Raw genomic sequence first — 13,943 nt, 5'->3', positions numbered from 1 at the left:
TTTGACCATGACATCATTAAAACGCACGAATTATCCGCAGTTGCCGACGCCGGGCGGCCCCTATGTGCATGCGGTGCGCCACGGCGATCGCTTATACGTTTCCGGATTGACGGCTTTCGCCACCGACGCTCAGGGGTTGAGCGCGCCGGAGCAAACGCAGGAGATCCTCGAACAGCTGGCCACCATTGCCGCCAGCGAAGGCGTCAACCTCAAGGCATTGATTAAAATCAGCGTGTTCCTGACCGACATCGCCGATCTGGCGGGCGTGCGCCCGGTGCTGTTTGACTATTTCGATGGCGCGCTGCCGGCCTGTTCACTGATGGCGGTCAGCGCGTTGTTCTCACCCGCGGTGTGTGTGGAAATAGAGGCGGTGATGGCGTTGCAATAATGCGCGGCTAGAGCGCGCCCTCATCCGGCACGCAGGGGCCGATCTTGAACCAGGCTTTGGCGATCCGCCCCTGCTCCACTTCATAGATGGCGATGACATCCATTTTGCCGCGCCCCTGAGGGAAATTGCGCGTCACCACCTCCTGATCGACCACCATATTGCCTACCGCCATGCGCTTTATCCGTTCGCCATACAGACTCGGTTCCTGGAAACGCACCAGATGCCGTTCACGGATCGCCGCTTTGCCGCTGGCCAACAGCGTGTCTGGATGTTCGTAATACTGGGCGTCGTCCGCCCAGCAGGCCATAAAGGCCTCGATGTCGCGGGCGTTATAGGCGTCAAGCTGTTGTTGAACCACATCCTGCGGGCGTGCCGTTTTATCGTTCATCACATCCTCCTGCCGAAGTTAACCGCCGCATGCGTCGAACCCATCACGTTAACCGCCCCGTGCTGCAGCTTGATGACACGGCGAACTTTGAATAAAAAACCAAAAATAACGAATAAATAACCTATCACGCCCGATGAACAATTCAAGCGCCCGCGCATAAATTTTCTGCGCCGTGCCAGGGGCGGTGAAAACCGCATGGCGCCGCGCGTTAATCTTTGCGACGGTGAGGGAAATTCTGCTAATTTAGCGTGAACAGCCTGACGATAACGAAACGCTATGCAGCAAAAACCGGTGTTGGACGAAGCCAGACAGTTAAAACGACTCAACGCCGCCACGCGGCGCCAATCCCATATGTACAAATGGATCGCGCTGATTGCGGCGCTGGATGCGCTGTTGGTGTTTTGGTATGACCGGGATATGCGCAACGTCACCTTCTCGGGAGCGGTTGCGCTGGTGTGCGGCTATTTGTGGATCCGCGATCGCAACAAGGCCCGGGGTTACCGGCGCGAGTTCGACCGCAAATTCGGCAAGCGCAGCGGCGATTAAGGCTGCATCGCCTCCAGCACTTTAGCACTGTCGACGATCTGCACGAACTTCACGATTTTGCCGGCGCGCAGCGTATAAATATGCGCAAAAGAGGCGCTGAAGGATTTGCCGGTGGCCCGGTAGGTGCCGTGATAAAAACCCTGAGCGATCACGTTATCGCCGGCGTCGTAAAAGTGATCGACATCGGCGCGGTAACCTTGCCACTCGCTGCCCAGGCGCTGATGCACGTTCTTGATGATGTTCTCCGGGCCGATATAGGTACCGGCGTAAGGGAAACCGGCGGCTTCGGTCCACTCGGCATCGGGGGCCAGCGCCGCCAGCAGATTACGGCCGTTTTCTTCGGAGCTGCCTTCATAGGTTGCGCGCACTATTTCAAGAGGGGTTGGCATGTCTCTTCTCCAAATGGCTGATGAGGATATTCCGGCCATCCCCGCGGACACAGGCTCTCACCAAGCGGAGACGGCGGAATGCGGCTATTCTAGGTTGCTTGTTTCGCTGCAAAAACCGCAGTTATGACAATAGTGGGTTGCACTTTAGTAAACAATAGCCATTTTTCTGTCATTTTCCCGGCATCCGACACGGCTATGCTGATTGACCGATTTTCCCCAACAGGAGCTGAACGTGTCTTTACCCTCGCTGACGCAAGAGTTGTTACAACCGTTTTCCCCCTACCAGACGCTGGCGCAAACGCTGTTGCCGCTCACCCTCGAGTCGGACGACGGTTCGCATGACGTGGCGCACCTGCATCGGGTCTGGAAGAACTGCCGTCGGATCAGCAAGCTGGAAGGCGGCGACCGGCGCATTCTCTGCGCGGCGGTGCTGCTGCACGACGCCGTCGCGGTGGAAAAGAATTCGCCGCAGCGCCATCTGGCCTCGCGCATGGCGGCGGAGCAAGCCACGCTGACGCTGGCCCGGCTGGAATGGGCGCCGGCGGACATCGCGGCGGTGGCTCACGCCATTGAAGCGCACAGTTTTTCCGCCGGCATCCCGCCGCAAACGCTGGAGGCGAAGATCCTGCAGGATGCCGATCGCCTCGACGCTATCGGCCTTATCGGCGTGGCGCGCTGCTTCTATATCGGCGGCCGCATGCGCAGCGCGCTGTACGACGCCGCCGACCCGCGGGCTGAACATCGCCAATACGACGACAAGCGTTTCAGCCTGGATCACTTCGAAACCAAGCTGTTCAAACTGCAAGACGGCTTCCAGACCGCCGCCGGGCGGCAGATGGCCGAACAGCGCACCGAACGCATGCGGCGCTTTGTCGACGATCTGCTGGAAGAGGTGTAATGCCGGCCTATGGGGCATTTTCGTTATGCCCATAACATTTTCGGTCATATAACGCCGCTAAACTGTAAGTCAACTTCACCGAACGGGCGGCACAGATGAAAAAGTTGACGTTGAAAGAGATGACGGAAAGCGAACAGCGGGAAGTGAAAACCGAATTGGACAAGGCGCGTAAAAGCCATGGCAGGCCGCTGACCAATGCCGAACAGCACAAGGTCAAGGATGAAGTGGTGGCGCGCATCATGGCCGCCAGAGCGAAGCTCGCCAAGGCGGAGCGTGCAGAACGCAAAGCCAATCGCTACCGGCCGAGCGGCGACACTTTCAGTTGGTCCGCCACCATCGGCTCCCGCCCGCCGCGCTGAGCCAACTCAACCCTCCCCGCCGCGGCGGGGATTTTTATTTATTAGCCAAACTCATCCTCACCGGTGAATCATGAATAACAATGTTATCAATCTGTTGTAAATTGACAGTCTGATGAAGAATATTCATTATCACCCCACTTCCCCTTTTCGCGAGACTGCCATGGCCTACCCACGCAACGCTGATATTCTGATGACACCTGCGTTGCTCGTTGGCGGTTTGGCGGCGGTTACATCGAAGAAACAGACGCTCATTTGACCGGGGCGCGCTGTCCCGTCAGATGAGCTGACTGGATGGCACGCAACGCCCCGCCTTCAATTTTCTCATCTGGCTTCTCTATCGGTCACACAGAAGGAATATTTTATGGCCTCATTTTCGGGTATTTGGGTGGCGATGGTTACCCCTTTCAATCACGACGCCGTCGACCTGCCGGCGGTGCAACGCCTGGCGCGGCACCTGCTCGACGCCGGCGTCGATGGTCTGGTGGTCTGTGGCTCCACCGGTGAAGCCGCTGCGCTGAGCAAAGAAGAACAGCTGGCGGTGCTCGACGCCGTATTGGAGGTGGCGCCTGCACGCCAGGTGGTGATGGGCCTTTCCGGCAATAACATGGCCGCCACGCTGCAAATGCAGCAGGCCATTCAGCTGCGCGACATCGCAGGCGTGCTGATCCCGGCGCCTTATTACATCCGCCCTTCGCAATGCGGCCTGATCGACTATTTTACCCAGTTGGCCGACGCCTCCGCCGTGCCGGTGATCCTGTACAACATTCCGCAGCGCACCGGCATCGCCATGGAGCTGGCCACGCTGCGCCGGCTCGCTCGCCATCCGCGCATCACCGCCATCAAGGACTGCGGCGGCAACCCTGACGCCACCATGGCGCTGATCGCCGATGGCGAAATCGATGTGATGACCGGGGAAGATAATCTGATCCTCACCACGCTGTGCCTCGGCGGCACCGGCGCCATCTCCGCCGCCGCGCATGTTCACCCGGAACGTTTCGTCCAGCTGGTGCAGCAGGTCGCCGCCGGCGATCTGGCCGCGGCGCGCAGCAACTTCTATGAGCTGCTGCCGATGATCCACCAGATGTTCAGCTTCCCGAATCCGGCGCCGGTCAAGACGGTGCTGGCCCAGCAGGGTCTGATCGCCAACGAATTGCGTTCGCCGATGCAGGTGGCGCCGCCGGCGCTGCAGCAGCAGATCGCCGCGACGTTGGCGCAGCTGCAGCCCGCAGAGGCGATCGTCGGTTAAATTTGTTAGCTAAGCCGCTGTAATTTTGGCGCCACGGGACTACGATGAGAGGTTAAGCATGCCCGTCATTCGTCATCAACAAGGAGCTTCCGATGAAACTGTTCTATAAAGCCGGCGCCTGTTCGCTGTCCCCGCATATCGTGCTGCGTGAGGCAGGGCTGGATTTTACGGCGGAGAAGGTCGATCTGGCGCAGAAGAAAACCGAGAGCGGCGCCGATTACCTCGCCATCAACCCCAAGGGACAGGTCCCGGCGCTGCTGCTGGATGACGGCAGCCTGCTGACCGAAGGCGTGGCGATCGTGCAATATCTGGCGGACCGCGTGCCGGATCGCAACCTGATCCCGGCGGCGGGCACCCTGTCGCGCTACCACGCGATCGAATGGCTGAACTACATTGCCACCGAGCTGCACAAAGGATTCAGCCCGCTGTTCAACCCGAAAACGCCCGAGGAATACAAAACCATCGCGCGCGCCAAGCTGGAGCAGCAGTTCAGCTATCTGGATTCGGTACTGGCGAAGCAGCACTTCCTGTTGGGGAGCCGTTTCAGCGTGGCTGACGCCTACCTGTTCACCGTGCTGCGCTGGGCATTCGCCCTGCAGTTTGACGTGCGCAAGCACGCCCATCTGGCGGCCTGGTTCGATCGCGTTGCGGCGCGCCCGGCGGTGGATGCGGCGCTGAACGCCGAAGGATTGAAGTAAACATTCGGCCCCGGTGGCTATCGCCGGGGCCCGTTGCACTTACAGTTTTACCGCTTTGAACTCGCTGCGCGGCTGCACGATCCGATCCTGCGCCGCCACTACCTGCAGCTCGTATTCCCCCATCTCCTGAGTCGTCAGCATCACCTCATACACGGCGGCGGTCACGTGCTCCAGCGCTTTATCCAGCGCCTCACCCTTCAGCAGATCCACCAGCAGCAGACCGCTGGTCAAATCGCCGACGCCGACCGGTTGACGCGCGCCGAAGTCCACCAGCGGCCGGCTGATGTGCCAAGCCTCGACCGCCGTCACCAGCAGCATTTCGAAGCAGTCGGCGTGATAGCCGGCGCGGGCCAGGTGCTTGACCAGCACCAGCCGCGGCCCTTTGGCGATCAGCGCGCGGGCAGCCTGCACCGCATCGGCCACGTTGGCGACGGCCATCTGGCTCAGCATCTCCAACTCCAGCAGGTTCGGCGCCATCATGTCGCTGCACGGCAACGCCTGGCGACAGTGAAACTCGGCCACGCCCGGCGCCACGATGCAGCCTTTTTCCGGATGTCCCATCACCGGATCGCAGAAATACCAGGCATTCGGGTTCGCCTGCTTAACCTGACGCACGATCTCCAGAATATGGTCGCCCTGCTCCGGCGAACCGATATAACCGCTCAATACCGCATCACAGCGCTTCAGCTGATCGATATTGGCGATGCCCTGCGCGATCTCGGTCAGGTGATTGGCCGGCATGACGCAGCCGGTCCACTGGCCGTATTGCGTATGGTTGGAGAACTGTACCGTGTTCAGCGGCCAGACGTTGACGCCCATGCGGCGCATCGGAAATTCAGCCGCACTGTTGCCGGCGTGACCAAACACCACGTGCGACTGGATAGAAAGAATGTTTTTCATCGGAACAACTGACCTCGCCATGCCGTGTGCATCAGCCCGCGGCGAAATGATAATGGGTGCACAACGCGAAAACGTCATGCCGGCGCTGTTAAAAACAAGAAATGAGAGGAATTTTTATGCTTTCGACGGCGGCATATTGTAGCGAAAAGTCCGATCCAAAAAAAGCCGAGAACCGACCGACAAGGCAGTGACAGCGGGAAAAATCAGGCCATCCTCAGACTGGCCTAACATTGCATTTCGGCCCTTATGAACTGTAATTGTCTATTCATTCACTATCACTTCAGCGTATCCAGAGGATATATTTCATGAGCTTACTGAAACTTCAATGGGGAAAGAAGGCCGATGCCAATACCTTGACTTATTTAGCTAAACAGCTTGAGAAAAGCGCTGATAGCCAAAGTGAGTCAGGTGCCTTCGCCGACGCGACCGCTCTCGATACCTTTAGCCGTTCGCTCGCCAGCGGGACACCTTCCGTCGAGCAGTTTAAGCTGCTGGCCAGCGCCCGCCACTTCCTGTGGGCAGACAACAACGAAAAAATCTACGCTTCGCTGTATCACGAAAATCTGAGCCAGGATGTCTCCCTGGCCGTGCTACAGAACACCGGCCACGATCGATACCAAACCAGCATCGCGTCATTCTGCAAGGGGATGCTCCCACTCGACGGCGCTCGTGAGCCTCATTCGACGGATGTCGCCGCCTATCAACTCAAGATCGCTCAACCGCTGAATTACACGCCTATCGCCGAATTGTCGCTCTCCGCCGACGGCATATTGAGCGGCTCGGTGAACACCGGCAGTCAGCATCCGTTGAGTCCTGAGGAATTGGCCGCTCTGACGCACGTCTTTCTTAATGTGAATGCCTCGGCCGCCGTTGATTTCAGCCATTCGCCCCAGTTGAAAGAGGTGACCTTGCAAGGGAGTGCGCCAACCGATACCACCGCCCTGAACTCGCTAAAAAATAAGGGATTCGCTTTACGGCTTAATCTGGATGATAACCCTTACTTCAAAACGGTAGACAAGATTACATTTGGTACCGAACGGGATGTGGTGGTGATTTCCGATAAGTTCGATCTCGCCAATGCCAAAATGGAAATTCTTTTTGGCATCGGTGGTGCCAGTCTGTTTTGGAATGGCAATGGCGTGAATCATAGCGCCAATATTGTCAGCACGACGTTCACCGCACAGAACTATTTTGATGCGGATGGCGTTATTTCCGCCAACCTGATCTTAAAGGATATCTATCTGACCACAACGGCAAGCGGCAGTATTGAAGGAATAATCAAAACCAATGTTAACCAGTTCCAATTCTTTCCTCAGATCGATCTGGCAGGTTATCGCGGTACCGGAAACATTTATCTGGATGGCAAATTGATCGCGACAGAAGGCGCCAACGTATTCGATTATGGCGTAATCAATCAAACGGCCAGTATTTATAACGACCATTATACAGGCGTCACCCACTTACAGCAGGCGCCCCATGCTGTAAAAAGTGGTGACGGTTATTACTGGACGGGAAGTCAAGGGCTTACGCTTTCCGGTTTCGCCGATAATGTACATATCATCAATCTTCCCGTCTTCGACACGCTGCCTTTTCTCACCATCAACGGCGATGCCGGTGCGCAGAGCAAGCTTCACCTGGAACTGGCGCCGGTTACGCCTCCCTCGACGTTATTTGGCCCTTGGGGGGTAAGCATCGGAAATAGCGCCATCGAACGCCTGGACGCAGGAACGCTCAGTTTCGCCAGCCATTTCATTGGTGCACGGCCGCAAGAAGAGCTGCGGCTGTATGCCAATGGTTCGAAACTCGCCTCGGTGGCGCTGGAAGGCGCCGGCAACAATATTTCCAAGATCAACATCAGCGGCATAGGAAAGCTGGAAGTGACGGTAAAAGCTGACTTTAGCGACAGCTTGAAACATATTGTTATTGAACCCATTTTCGATCCCATGAATGAAGGGATCCCGCGCGTTGAAACCGAACTGAAGCTGGATAAGGCCGGCAGCGGCGGCGGCGAGTTTTATAAACTGCTATCCGCACTGAACGACCCGAGCGCCTATGGCGGTATTATCGGCGCACTGACCGGCGAACAGATCAACATCCAGTACACCAATACTCAGACCCTGACTATCAAAGGCAATACCACGCTGAATAACCTGGCGATGGCCAATCAATACGCGCACCACAACAAAATCAACTTTGAACAAAGCACGATCGACAGCATGGTCACGATTAACACTCTCACGCCGACCGACACGCTTACCGTTGGTGTTCGGGGTCAACAGTGGCTGTTCGACAGCGAAAAATCCGGCAATATCGTGCCTTATGGCAGCCTGACGCAAATGGCCGACATCAATACCCTGTTTGATTCATTAACCGTCGCAGACGACAGCACGGCGCAAGATATATTTGCTCAGGCGCTATCAAAAATAACCCATGGCGGCAGTGAAAATAATCTGCAAAGCGTAGGCGTGTTCAAGTTGGCAACCAATGCATACATTATCATTGATAATAATCACAATAAGCAATTTGACGCTGAGGACATTGTATTCTCCTTGGGAGATAAAGATATTTATGAGATTGCAGCAAACCTTCATTATCGGGCGCCGACTATTGATCTTGCCGGCACTTCCACCCCATCCGTCACAGAGCTAAGTTTGGTCTAACTCTCTGCGGGTGCGGTCGCCTCAAACGGCGGCCGCATTCGCGAAAAATACAGAATTTCCTTAGGCTCAACCGCATTGCAATCATGTGGATTTGGACTGTACTTGTTGATGCTTATTTTTTGTCAACACAGGGGTTAACATGAGTTTATTATCGTCACAACAGGATGTAGCCATCCTTTTTTATGCCACACTCGGTAAAAAAGCCGATAGCGCCGCATTAAACTTCTTTGCCCGCCAGCTGGAATCGGGGCAGTACAGCAGAGATCAACTGGCCGAAAAATTCATCCAGTCTCAAGATGGGCATCATCGCTATGACGGCCTGACAACGTCGCAAAAAATTCAATACATCTATAAAAATACGACAGGCGCCGATCCAGCACCCGATTTGCTGGCCACGCTGGTCGCGCAAGCCAATGCAGGAAAAACGCTGGGGCTGATTACCAAGGATCTTATCGCCGGCGTGAAGAGCTATATGGGTGATGCTGCGGCACCGGTCGCACAGCAACAGCATTTGTTTGATATTATTGATACAACCTTACACCCCGCTTTGTCCCCCTATCCCGCGAATGCTGAAGCGGCAGCCGATATTCAAGCCCTGTTTTACATCGTAGGCAGCCTCGCGGTGGCGGAAGGCGTCAATTATTGGAGCCAGGTGCTGGCGACAGGAAAAGCTGACGCCAGCTATATCGCCGGCCGTTTCGTCGATACGCGTAGCGCGTTGACCACGTTAAGTAATGAAGACTTCGTCAAAACCGTCTATAAAAATACTTTCGGCGTTGATGCTGGCGCAAGCGAGCTCGCCAATTATGTCACCGGGTTGAATAATCACACCGAAACGCGAGGCGACGTCATCATGCGTCTGATCGCCGATATTCGCAACGACACAGCACATGCCGCCGCCAAACAGGCTTTTCTTAATGCTACCCATGTCTACGCTGCGGGTGAGATGGCTGCGGCCAACTATCAGGAAAGCGTGGCGCTGCTCTTTCTGCAACTGGGGAAAAAGGCCACGCTGGAATCAACCGGACTGGACAGTTACAGCAAATTCCTCGCCGCGGGGAACTCCGAGCTCGATCTGCTGACCATTCTGGCTAAATCCTCCCCCTTCAAAGATGCCGCAGACTTCGCCAGGATTTATCACGAACTGTATTACGGCCCGGCGCTGAGCGAACTGCAAAAACAGGCAATTTTGCTCAAAGCCGGCAATAATCCGCTGCAGGCGACGCTGAATATTTTGCATGCGTTCCGCAGCGGGGAAGCGCCGCTGGAGGGCGGAGTCAGCCCAAGTCACGAGCAACTCGTCAATCTCGAATACAAAATTGGCAGCGAGCTGGGATACCAGATCCGCGGCAACGTCACGATGTCGAATGCCGACGGCGCCCTCAACGGCAGCCTGAATACCGGTAAGCAACACGCGTTAAGCCATGCGGAAATCAGCCAGCTGCGCGAGATCACCCTTAACGCCGAGATCGGCTCCGCGGTCGATCTCAGCTTTGCCAAATCGTTGCAAAAAGTCACGCTGCAGGGCGACTTCGCCACCAGTGAAGCAATGCTTCAATCGCTGAGAAACCTGAATGTCACCCTTTTTCTTAGCGAGGGCAACCTGCTGAACGCCCCCGAAGGGATTAACTTTTCCAACGTGAAGAACAGCACCGTCGTCGCCGACCGGCTCGATATGACGACGGCAGCCGCGCAAATCAATCTGGCCGCCGGGAAGCATCAGCTTGTCTGGCAAGGCAATGCCACCGCCGACAGCGGCAATAGGGTCAGCCGTGATTTCAAAGCGACGGCGCTTAATAGCGATCCCGAGACATCTTACTATAGTGTCTCAGCCAATTTTTTCACCAAGGTCGTCCACCTGACGGCCAGCGTCGGCGGCGGCTATGACGCTGAAATTACAAATAACGTTAATCAGTTCCTATATTTCAACTATGTAGATTTGACCCACTATCGCGGTACCGGAGAGATTTATCTTAACGGGCAGCGGGTCGCTACCGAAGGCAACAAGGTATTTGACTTTGGGGTGTTCACGCAAGAAGCCACCGTCTCCCACCCGATTTACGGTAACATCAACTCGCTAAAACAAGGCGAAATGGCGCAACCCAATGCTTCGCAAAACGCTACGGGGTCGGCTGGAGGGGTAATTACGGCCTACTCCGGAGATTTAACGCTGCTCAACGTCAGCAGCGGACAGTTTACCCTCGGCGGCGACTTGACCGCGAAAAGCCGTATCCACATCAGCGATACGGCACATAGCGACGACAGTTTTAAATTGTTCTTTACCGATACGGTTAGCCATACGGTAACCAACCTCAATATGGGTACTTTCAGCTTTACATCGAACCATAAAGAAACGCTCGAAATCCGTATGGGCAGCAATCTCGACATTGTGCAAAATCGCACGTTGACCCTGAGCGGCGGGGACAACTCGATTAGCACGTTGATGCTGAGCGGCTATATGTACACAGGCGATAAGCCGCTGGTGCTTAATCTGACCGTTGCCGCAGATTTTAGTGATAACCTGAAAACCATCATAGGCAGCGAATTTACCGATGAACGCCGTTACTACTCCGACATGAAGCTGTTCCTCGTCGCAGAAAAAGGCGGCACCGGCGGCGGCGCTTTCTACAACACGCTAAACACGCTGGCCAATAAAGACGATTTCGCCCATGTCATTGCCGAACTTGCCGGCGACCAGTTAACGGTCGACCGCACCGGATTGACCGTCTATAAAGCCGACGTTAAGGGCAACACGACGTTGGATAGCGCCGGTACGTTACATTTTACCGATAGCAAAATAGACAATATGGTCACGCTCAATACCGGCTATGCCAACAGCGTCATCTCCGTGGGAGAAACCGACAACCCGTGGGTTTTCTCCAAGACAGGAGACAAGACCGCAACCTTGTACGGCAGCGCCACCACCCAAGCTGAGTTACAAAATGCGTTCAGTGGCCTGAATGCGACGGACAATGCCCAAGCGCTGTTCTCACAGGTACTGGCGAAAATAACGAACGGCGCCAGCACCAATAACCTGGCGGAAGTCGGATTGCTAAAGTTGGACAAATCGCTCTATGTCATCGTGGATAGCAATCATAATCACAGCTTTGACGCCGATGATGTAGTGTTCTCGATCGGCAATCAGGATCCCTATCTGGCTGCCGTCTCTCTGCACTACCACTCGCCCGCCGTCACCGTGAACGGTGTTGCGGCCGAAAACTCGCTGCCGGAGGCGTTTGCCTAATCGTCATCCGCGCCATGCGATAAAAAAAGCCCGGAGAGCTCCCCGGGCTTTTCATGTCATATAGACTGGCTGACGCTTACTGCCAATCCACCAGGCAGTAATGCTTTTTGCCGCGACGCAACAGCGTGTAACGGCCGAACAGACGGTCTGAATCGCTGAAGCGGTATTCGGCATCGGACTGCTTCTCGCCGTTGATGGTCACCGCGTTGGAGCCGATCATGGTGCGCGCCTGGCCGCGTGACGGCACCAGTTCGGCATTCACCAGCGCCTGCTGCAGATCGGCGTCGCGCTCAAGTTTGATGGTCGGCATGCCGTCCTGCGCCAGTTGGGCGAAGTCCGCTTCGGTCATGTCGTGCAGCGCACCGGAGAACAGACTCTGGGTGATGCGCTTGGCGGCCGCCAGGCCTTCCGCACCGTGCACCATGCCGGTCACTTCTTCCGCCAGCACGTACTGGGCGCGTGGCGCCTTACCGCTGTTCTTGTCTTCTTCTTCCAGCGCGTTGATGTCTTCCAGGCTCATGAAGGTGAAGAACTTCAGGAAGCGGTAGACGTCGGCGTCGGCGGTGTTGATCCAGAACTGGTAGAACTTGTACGGGCTGGTTTTTTCCGGCGCCAGCCAGACCGCGCCGCCCTCGGTTTTACCGAACTTGGTGCCGTCGGCTTTGGTGATCAACGGCACGGTCAGACCGAACACCTGCTTCTGGTGCTGACGGCGCGTCAGATCGATACCCGAGGTGATGTTGCCCCACTGATCGGAACCGCCGATCTGCAGTTCCACCTGGTGGCGGTTATACAGCTCGGAGAAATCGTAGCCCTGCAGCAGGTTATACGAGAACTCAGTGAAGGAGATGCCGGAGTCGTCGCGATTCAGACGCTGCTTGACCGCTTCCTTGTTGATCATCTGGTTGACGGAGAAGTGCTTGCCGATGTCACGCAGGAAGGTCAGCACGTTCATGCCGCCGAACCAGTCGTAGTTGTTGGCCGCGATAGCGCTGTTGTCGCCGCAGTCGAAATCGAGGAACGGGGAAACCTGTTTGCGGATCTTCTCGACCCACTCGTTCACCGTATCGGTGGTGTTCAGCTTGCGCTCCGCCGCTTTGAAGCTCGGATCGCCGATGAGGCCAGTGGCGCCGCCCACCAACGCTACCGGCTTGTGGCCGGCCAGTTGGAAGCGCTTCAGGCACAACAGAGGAACCAGATGGCCCAAATGCAAGCTGTCAGCGGTCGGATCGAAACCGCAATACAGTGCAATTGGCCCTTGCGCCAGTCGCTCCGCTAACGCTTCCTCATCCGTAACCTGGGCAACGAGGCCCCGCTCTTGCAGTTGTTTAATCAAGTTGCTGCTTGCCATCAATGACTCCATGTATAAACGAATGCACCTTTGCCGGTACACGGCCTTTCGCCCAGTGGCGAAATAAAAATTCAGGGTAGCGCATAGAATAAAGCGCCGGCGGCATCAGCACCAGCGCTTAGAGAGGATTTTCCGCCTTCAGGGTGCCAGTCGGTCAATTTTCCAGTCATTCCCGTCCCGCTGATACAGGAAACGGTCATGCAGGCGATGGGCGCCGCCTTGCCAGAACTCGACAGAGTCAAATTTCACGCGGAATCCGCCCCAGAAACTCGGCAACGGCACCTCGCCCTGCTGGAACTTCTGCTTCAGCTCGAGGAATTTGCTTTCCAGCACGCCGCGCGCGGAAATGCGCGACGATTGTTGCGAGACCCAGGCGCCGATCTGGCTGTCCTTCGGCCGGCTGTTGAAATACTTCAGCACCTCGAGCGTCGACAGACGCTCCGCCTGGCCGAGGAAAATCACCTGGCGATCGAGCATGTGCCAGGGGAACAGCAGGCTGATATGCGGGTTGTGCGCCAGCTGTTGCGCCTTGCGGCTGCCGAGGTTGGTGTAGAACACCAGCCCCTGCTCATCGAAATGCTTCAGCAGCACGATGCGTTGATAAGGCTGGCCGTGTTCGTCGACGGTCGCGACGCACATGGCGGTGGGATCCGCCAGGCGCGCGTCGCAGGCCTGTTTCAACCAACGCTCGAACAGTTCGAGCGGGCTGGCGGTCAGATCGTTGCGGCGCAGGCCGCCCCGGGTGTATTCACGGCGCAGGTCCGCAACATCAAACTCATTCTTTTCAATCATCTGGGTTATCGACCAACTGAAAAAATCCGTCGTTACATTCTGCGCCTGCGGCGTCAGGAACTCAATCGCTCCGACGCCGCCGTC

General features: G+C 56.3%; 13 protein-coding genes. 8 read left to right on the top strand and 5 right to left on the bottom strand.

Annotation, left to right across the window (positions count from 1 at the left end; all coding sequences use genetic code 11):
* Positions 1–7: 7 nt before the first annotated feature.
* Positions 8–388: a RidA family protein gene (locus ACJ8PL_RS07345; protein WP_028128181.1), complete on the top strand. Its 381-nt coding sequence runs from the start codon at positions 8–10 to the stop codon at positions 386–388.
* Positions 389–395: 7 nt separating this feature from the next.
* Here the strand turns inward: ACJ8PL_RS07345 and ACJ8PL_RS07340 are convergent, their stop codons facing one another.
* Positions 396–776 (bottom strand): nuclear transport factor 2 family protein, encoded by a 381-nt coding sequence (locus ACJ8PL_RS07340; RefSeq protein WP_015377744.1) that lies wholly within the window; start codon positions 774–776, stop codon positions 396–398.
* A gap of 276 nt (positions 777–1,052) precedes the next feature.
* Here ACJ8PL_RS07340 and ACJ8PL_RS07335 point away from each other — a divergent pair, with 276 nt between their 5' ends.
* Positions 1,053–1,322 carry a hypothetical protein gene (locus tag ACJ8PL_RS07335; protein WP_004938382.1) on the top strand — a complete coding sequence of 90 codons (270 nt, stop codon included), beginning with the start codon at positions 1,053–1,055 and terminating at the stop codon, positions 1,320–1,322.
* Here ACJ8PL_RS07335 and ACJ8PL_RS07330 read toward each other — a convergent pair.
* Entirely contained in the window at positions 1,319–1,711 is a 393-nt protein-coding gene (locus ACJ8PL_RS07330; RefSeq protein WP_004938379.1) for a nuclear transport factor 2 family protein, read from the bottom strand. The two genes, ACJ8PL_RS07335 and ACJ8PL_RS07330, sit on opposite strands and share 4 nt — an antisense overlap.
* 202 nt (positions 1,712–1,913) lie before the next feature.
* Here ACJ8PL_RS07330 and ACJ8PL_RS07325 point away from each other — a divergent pair, with 202 nt between their 5' ends.
* From ACJ8PL_RS07325 to gstA, 4 genes are all read left to right on the top strand, one after another.
* On the top strand, positions 1,914–2,609 hold the full coding sequence (locus ACJ8PL_RS07325; protein ID WP_016927902.1) for an HD domain-containing protein: 696 nt from the start codon (positions 1,914–1,916) through the stop codon (positions 2,607–2,609).
* A gap of 95 nt (positions 2,610–2,704) precedes the next feature.
* Positions 2,705–2,968 (top strand): DUF3811 domain-containing protein, encoded by a 264-nt coding sequence (locus ACJ8PL_RS07320; RefSeq protein ID WP_004938373.1) that lies wholly within the window; start codon positions 2,705–2,707, stop codon positions 2,966–2,968.
* Between the two features lie 361 nt (positions 2,969–3,329).
* The gene (gene dapA, locus ACJ8PL_RS07315) at positions 3,330–4,214 is read left to right on the top strand and encodes a 4-hydroxy-tetrahydrodipicolinate synthase (RefSeq protein ID WP_049300527.1); all 885 of its coding nucleotides are present in this window, start codon (positions 3,330–3,332) and stop codon (positions 4,212–4,214) included.
* Positions 4,215–4,306: 92 nt separating this feature from the next.
* On the top strand, positions 4,307–4,912 hold the full coding sequence (gene gstA, locus ACJ8PL_RS07310) for a glutathione transferase GstA (RefSeq protein WP_016927904.1): 606 nt from the start codon (positions 4,307–4,309) through the stop codon (positions 4,910–4,912).
* Positions 4,913–4,951: 39 nt separating this feature from the next.
* Here gstA and pdxY read toward each other — a convergent pair whose 3' ends face one another.
* Positions 4,952–5,812: a pyridoxal kinase PdxY gene (pdxY, locus tag ACJ8PL_RS07305; RefSeq protein ID WP_442530998.1), complete on the bottom strand. Its 861-nt coding sequence runs from the start codon at positions 5,810–5,812 to the stop codon at positions 4,952–4,954.
* A gap of 305 nt (positions 5,813–6,117) precedes the next feature.
* Between pdxY and ACJ8PL_RS07300 the strand changes: the two genes are divergently transcribed.
* Positions 6,118–8,472: a hypothetical protein gene (locus ACJ8PL_RS07300; protein ID WP_442530997.1), complete on the top strand. Its 2,355-nt coding sequence runs from the start codon at positions 6,118–6,120 to the stop codon at positions 8,470–8,472.
* A gap of 139 nt (positions 8,473–8,611) precedes the next feature.
* Positions 8,612–11,716 carry a DUF4214 domain-containing protein gene (locus ACJ8PL_RS07295; RefSeq protein WP_442530996.1) on the top strand — a complete coding sequence of 1,035 codons (3,105 nt, stop codon included), beginning with the start codon at positions 8,612–8,614 and terminating at the stop codon, positions 11,714–11,716.
* A gap of 76 nt (positions 11,717–11,792) precedes the next feature.
* On the opposite strand, the gene tyrS is transcribed toward ACJ8PL_RS07295, so the two are convergent.
* Both tyrS and pdxH read right to left on the bottom strand, forming a co-directional pair.
* On the bottom strand, positions 11,793–13,067 hold the full coding sequence (gene tyrS, locus ACJ8PL_RS07290) for a tyrosine--tRNA ligase (protein WP_049300531.1): 1,275 nt from the start codon (positions 13,065–13,067) through the stop codon (positions 11,793–11,795).
* 138 nt (positions 13,068–13,205) lie between these two features.
* Positions 13,206–13,859 carry a pyridoxamine 5'-phosphate oxidase gene (pdxH, locus tag ACJ8PL_RS07285; RefSeq protein WP_028128179.1) on the bottom strand — a complete coding sequence of 218 codons (654 nt, stop codon included), beginning with the start codon at positions 13,857–13,859 and terminating at the stop codon, positions 13,206–13,208.
* Positions 13,860–13,943 lie beyond the last annotated feature (84 nt).

Origin of the sequence: Serratia sp. CY83965, from assembly GCF_052166375.1 — a bacterium.
Lineage (GTDB): Bacteria > Pseudomonadota > Gammaproteobacteria > Enterobacterales > Enterobacteriaceae > Serratia > Serratia marcescens.
This window is presented reverse-complemented; position numbering and strand designations above follow the sequence as displayed.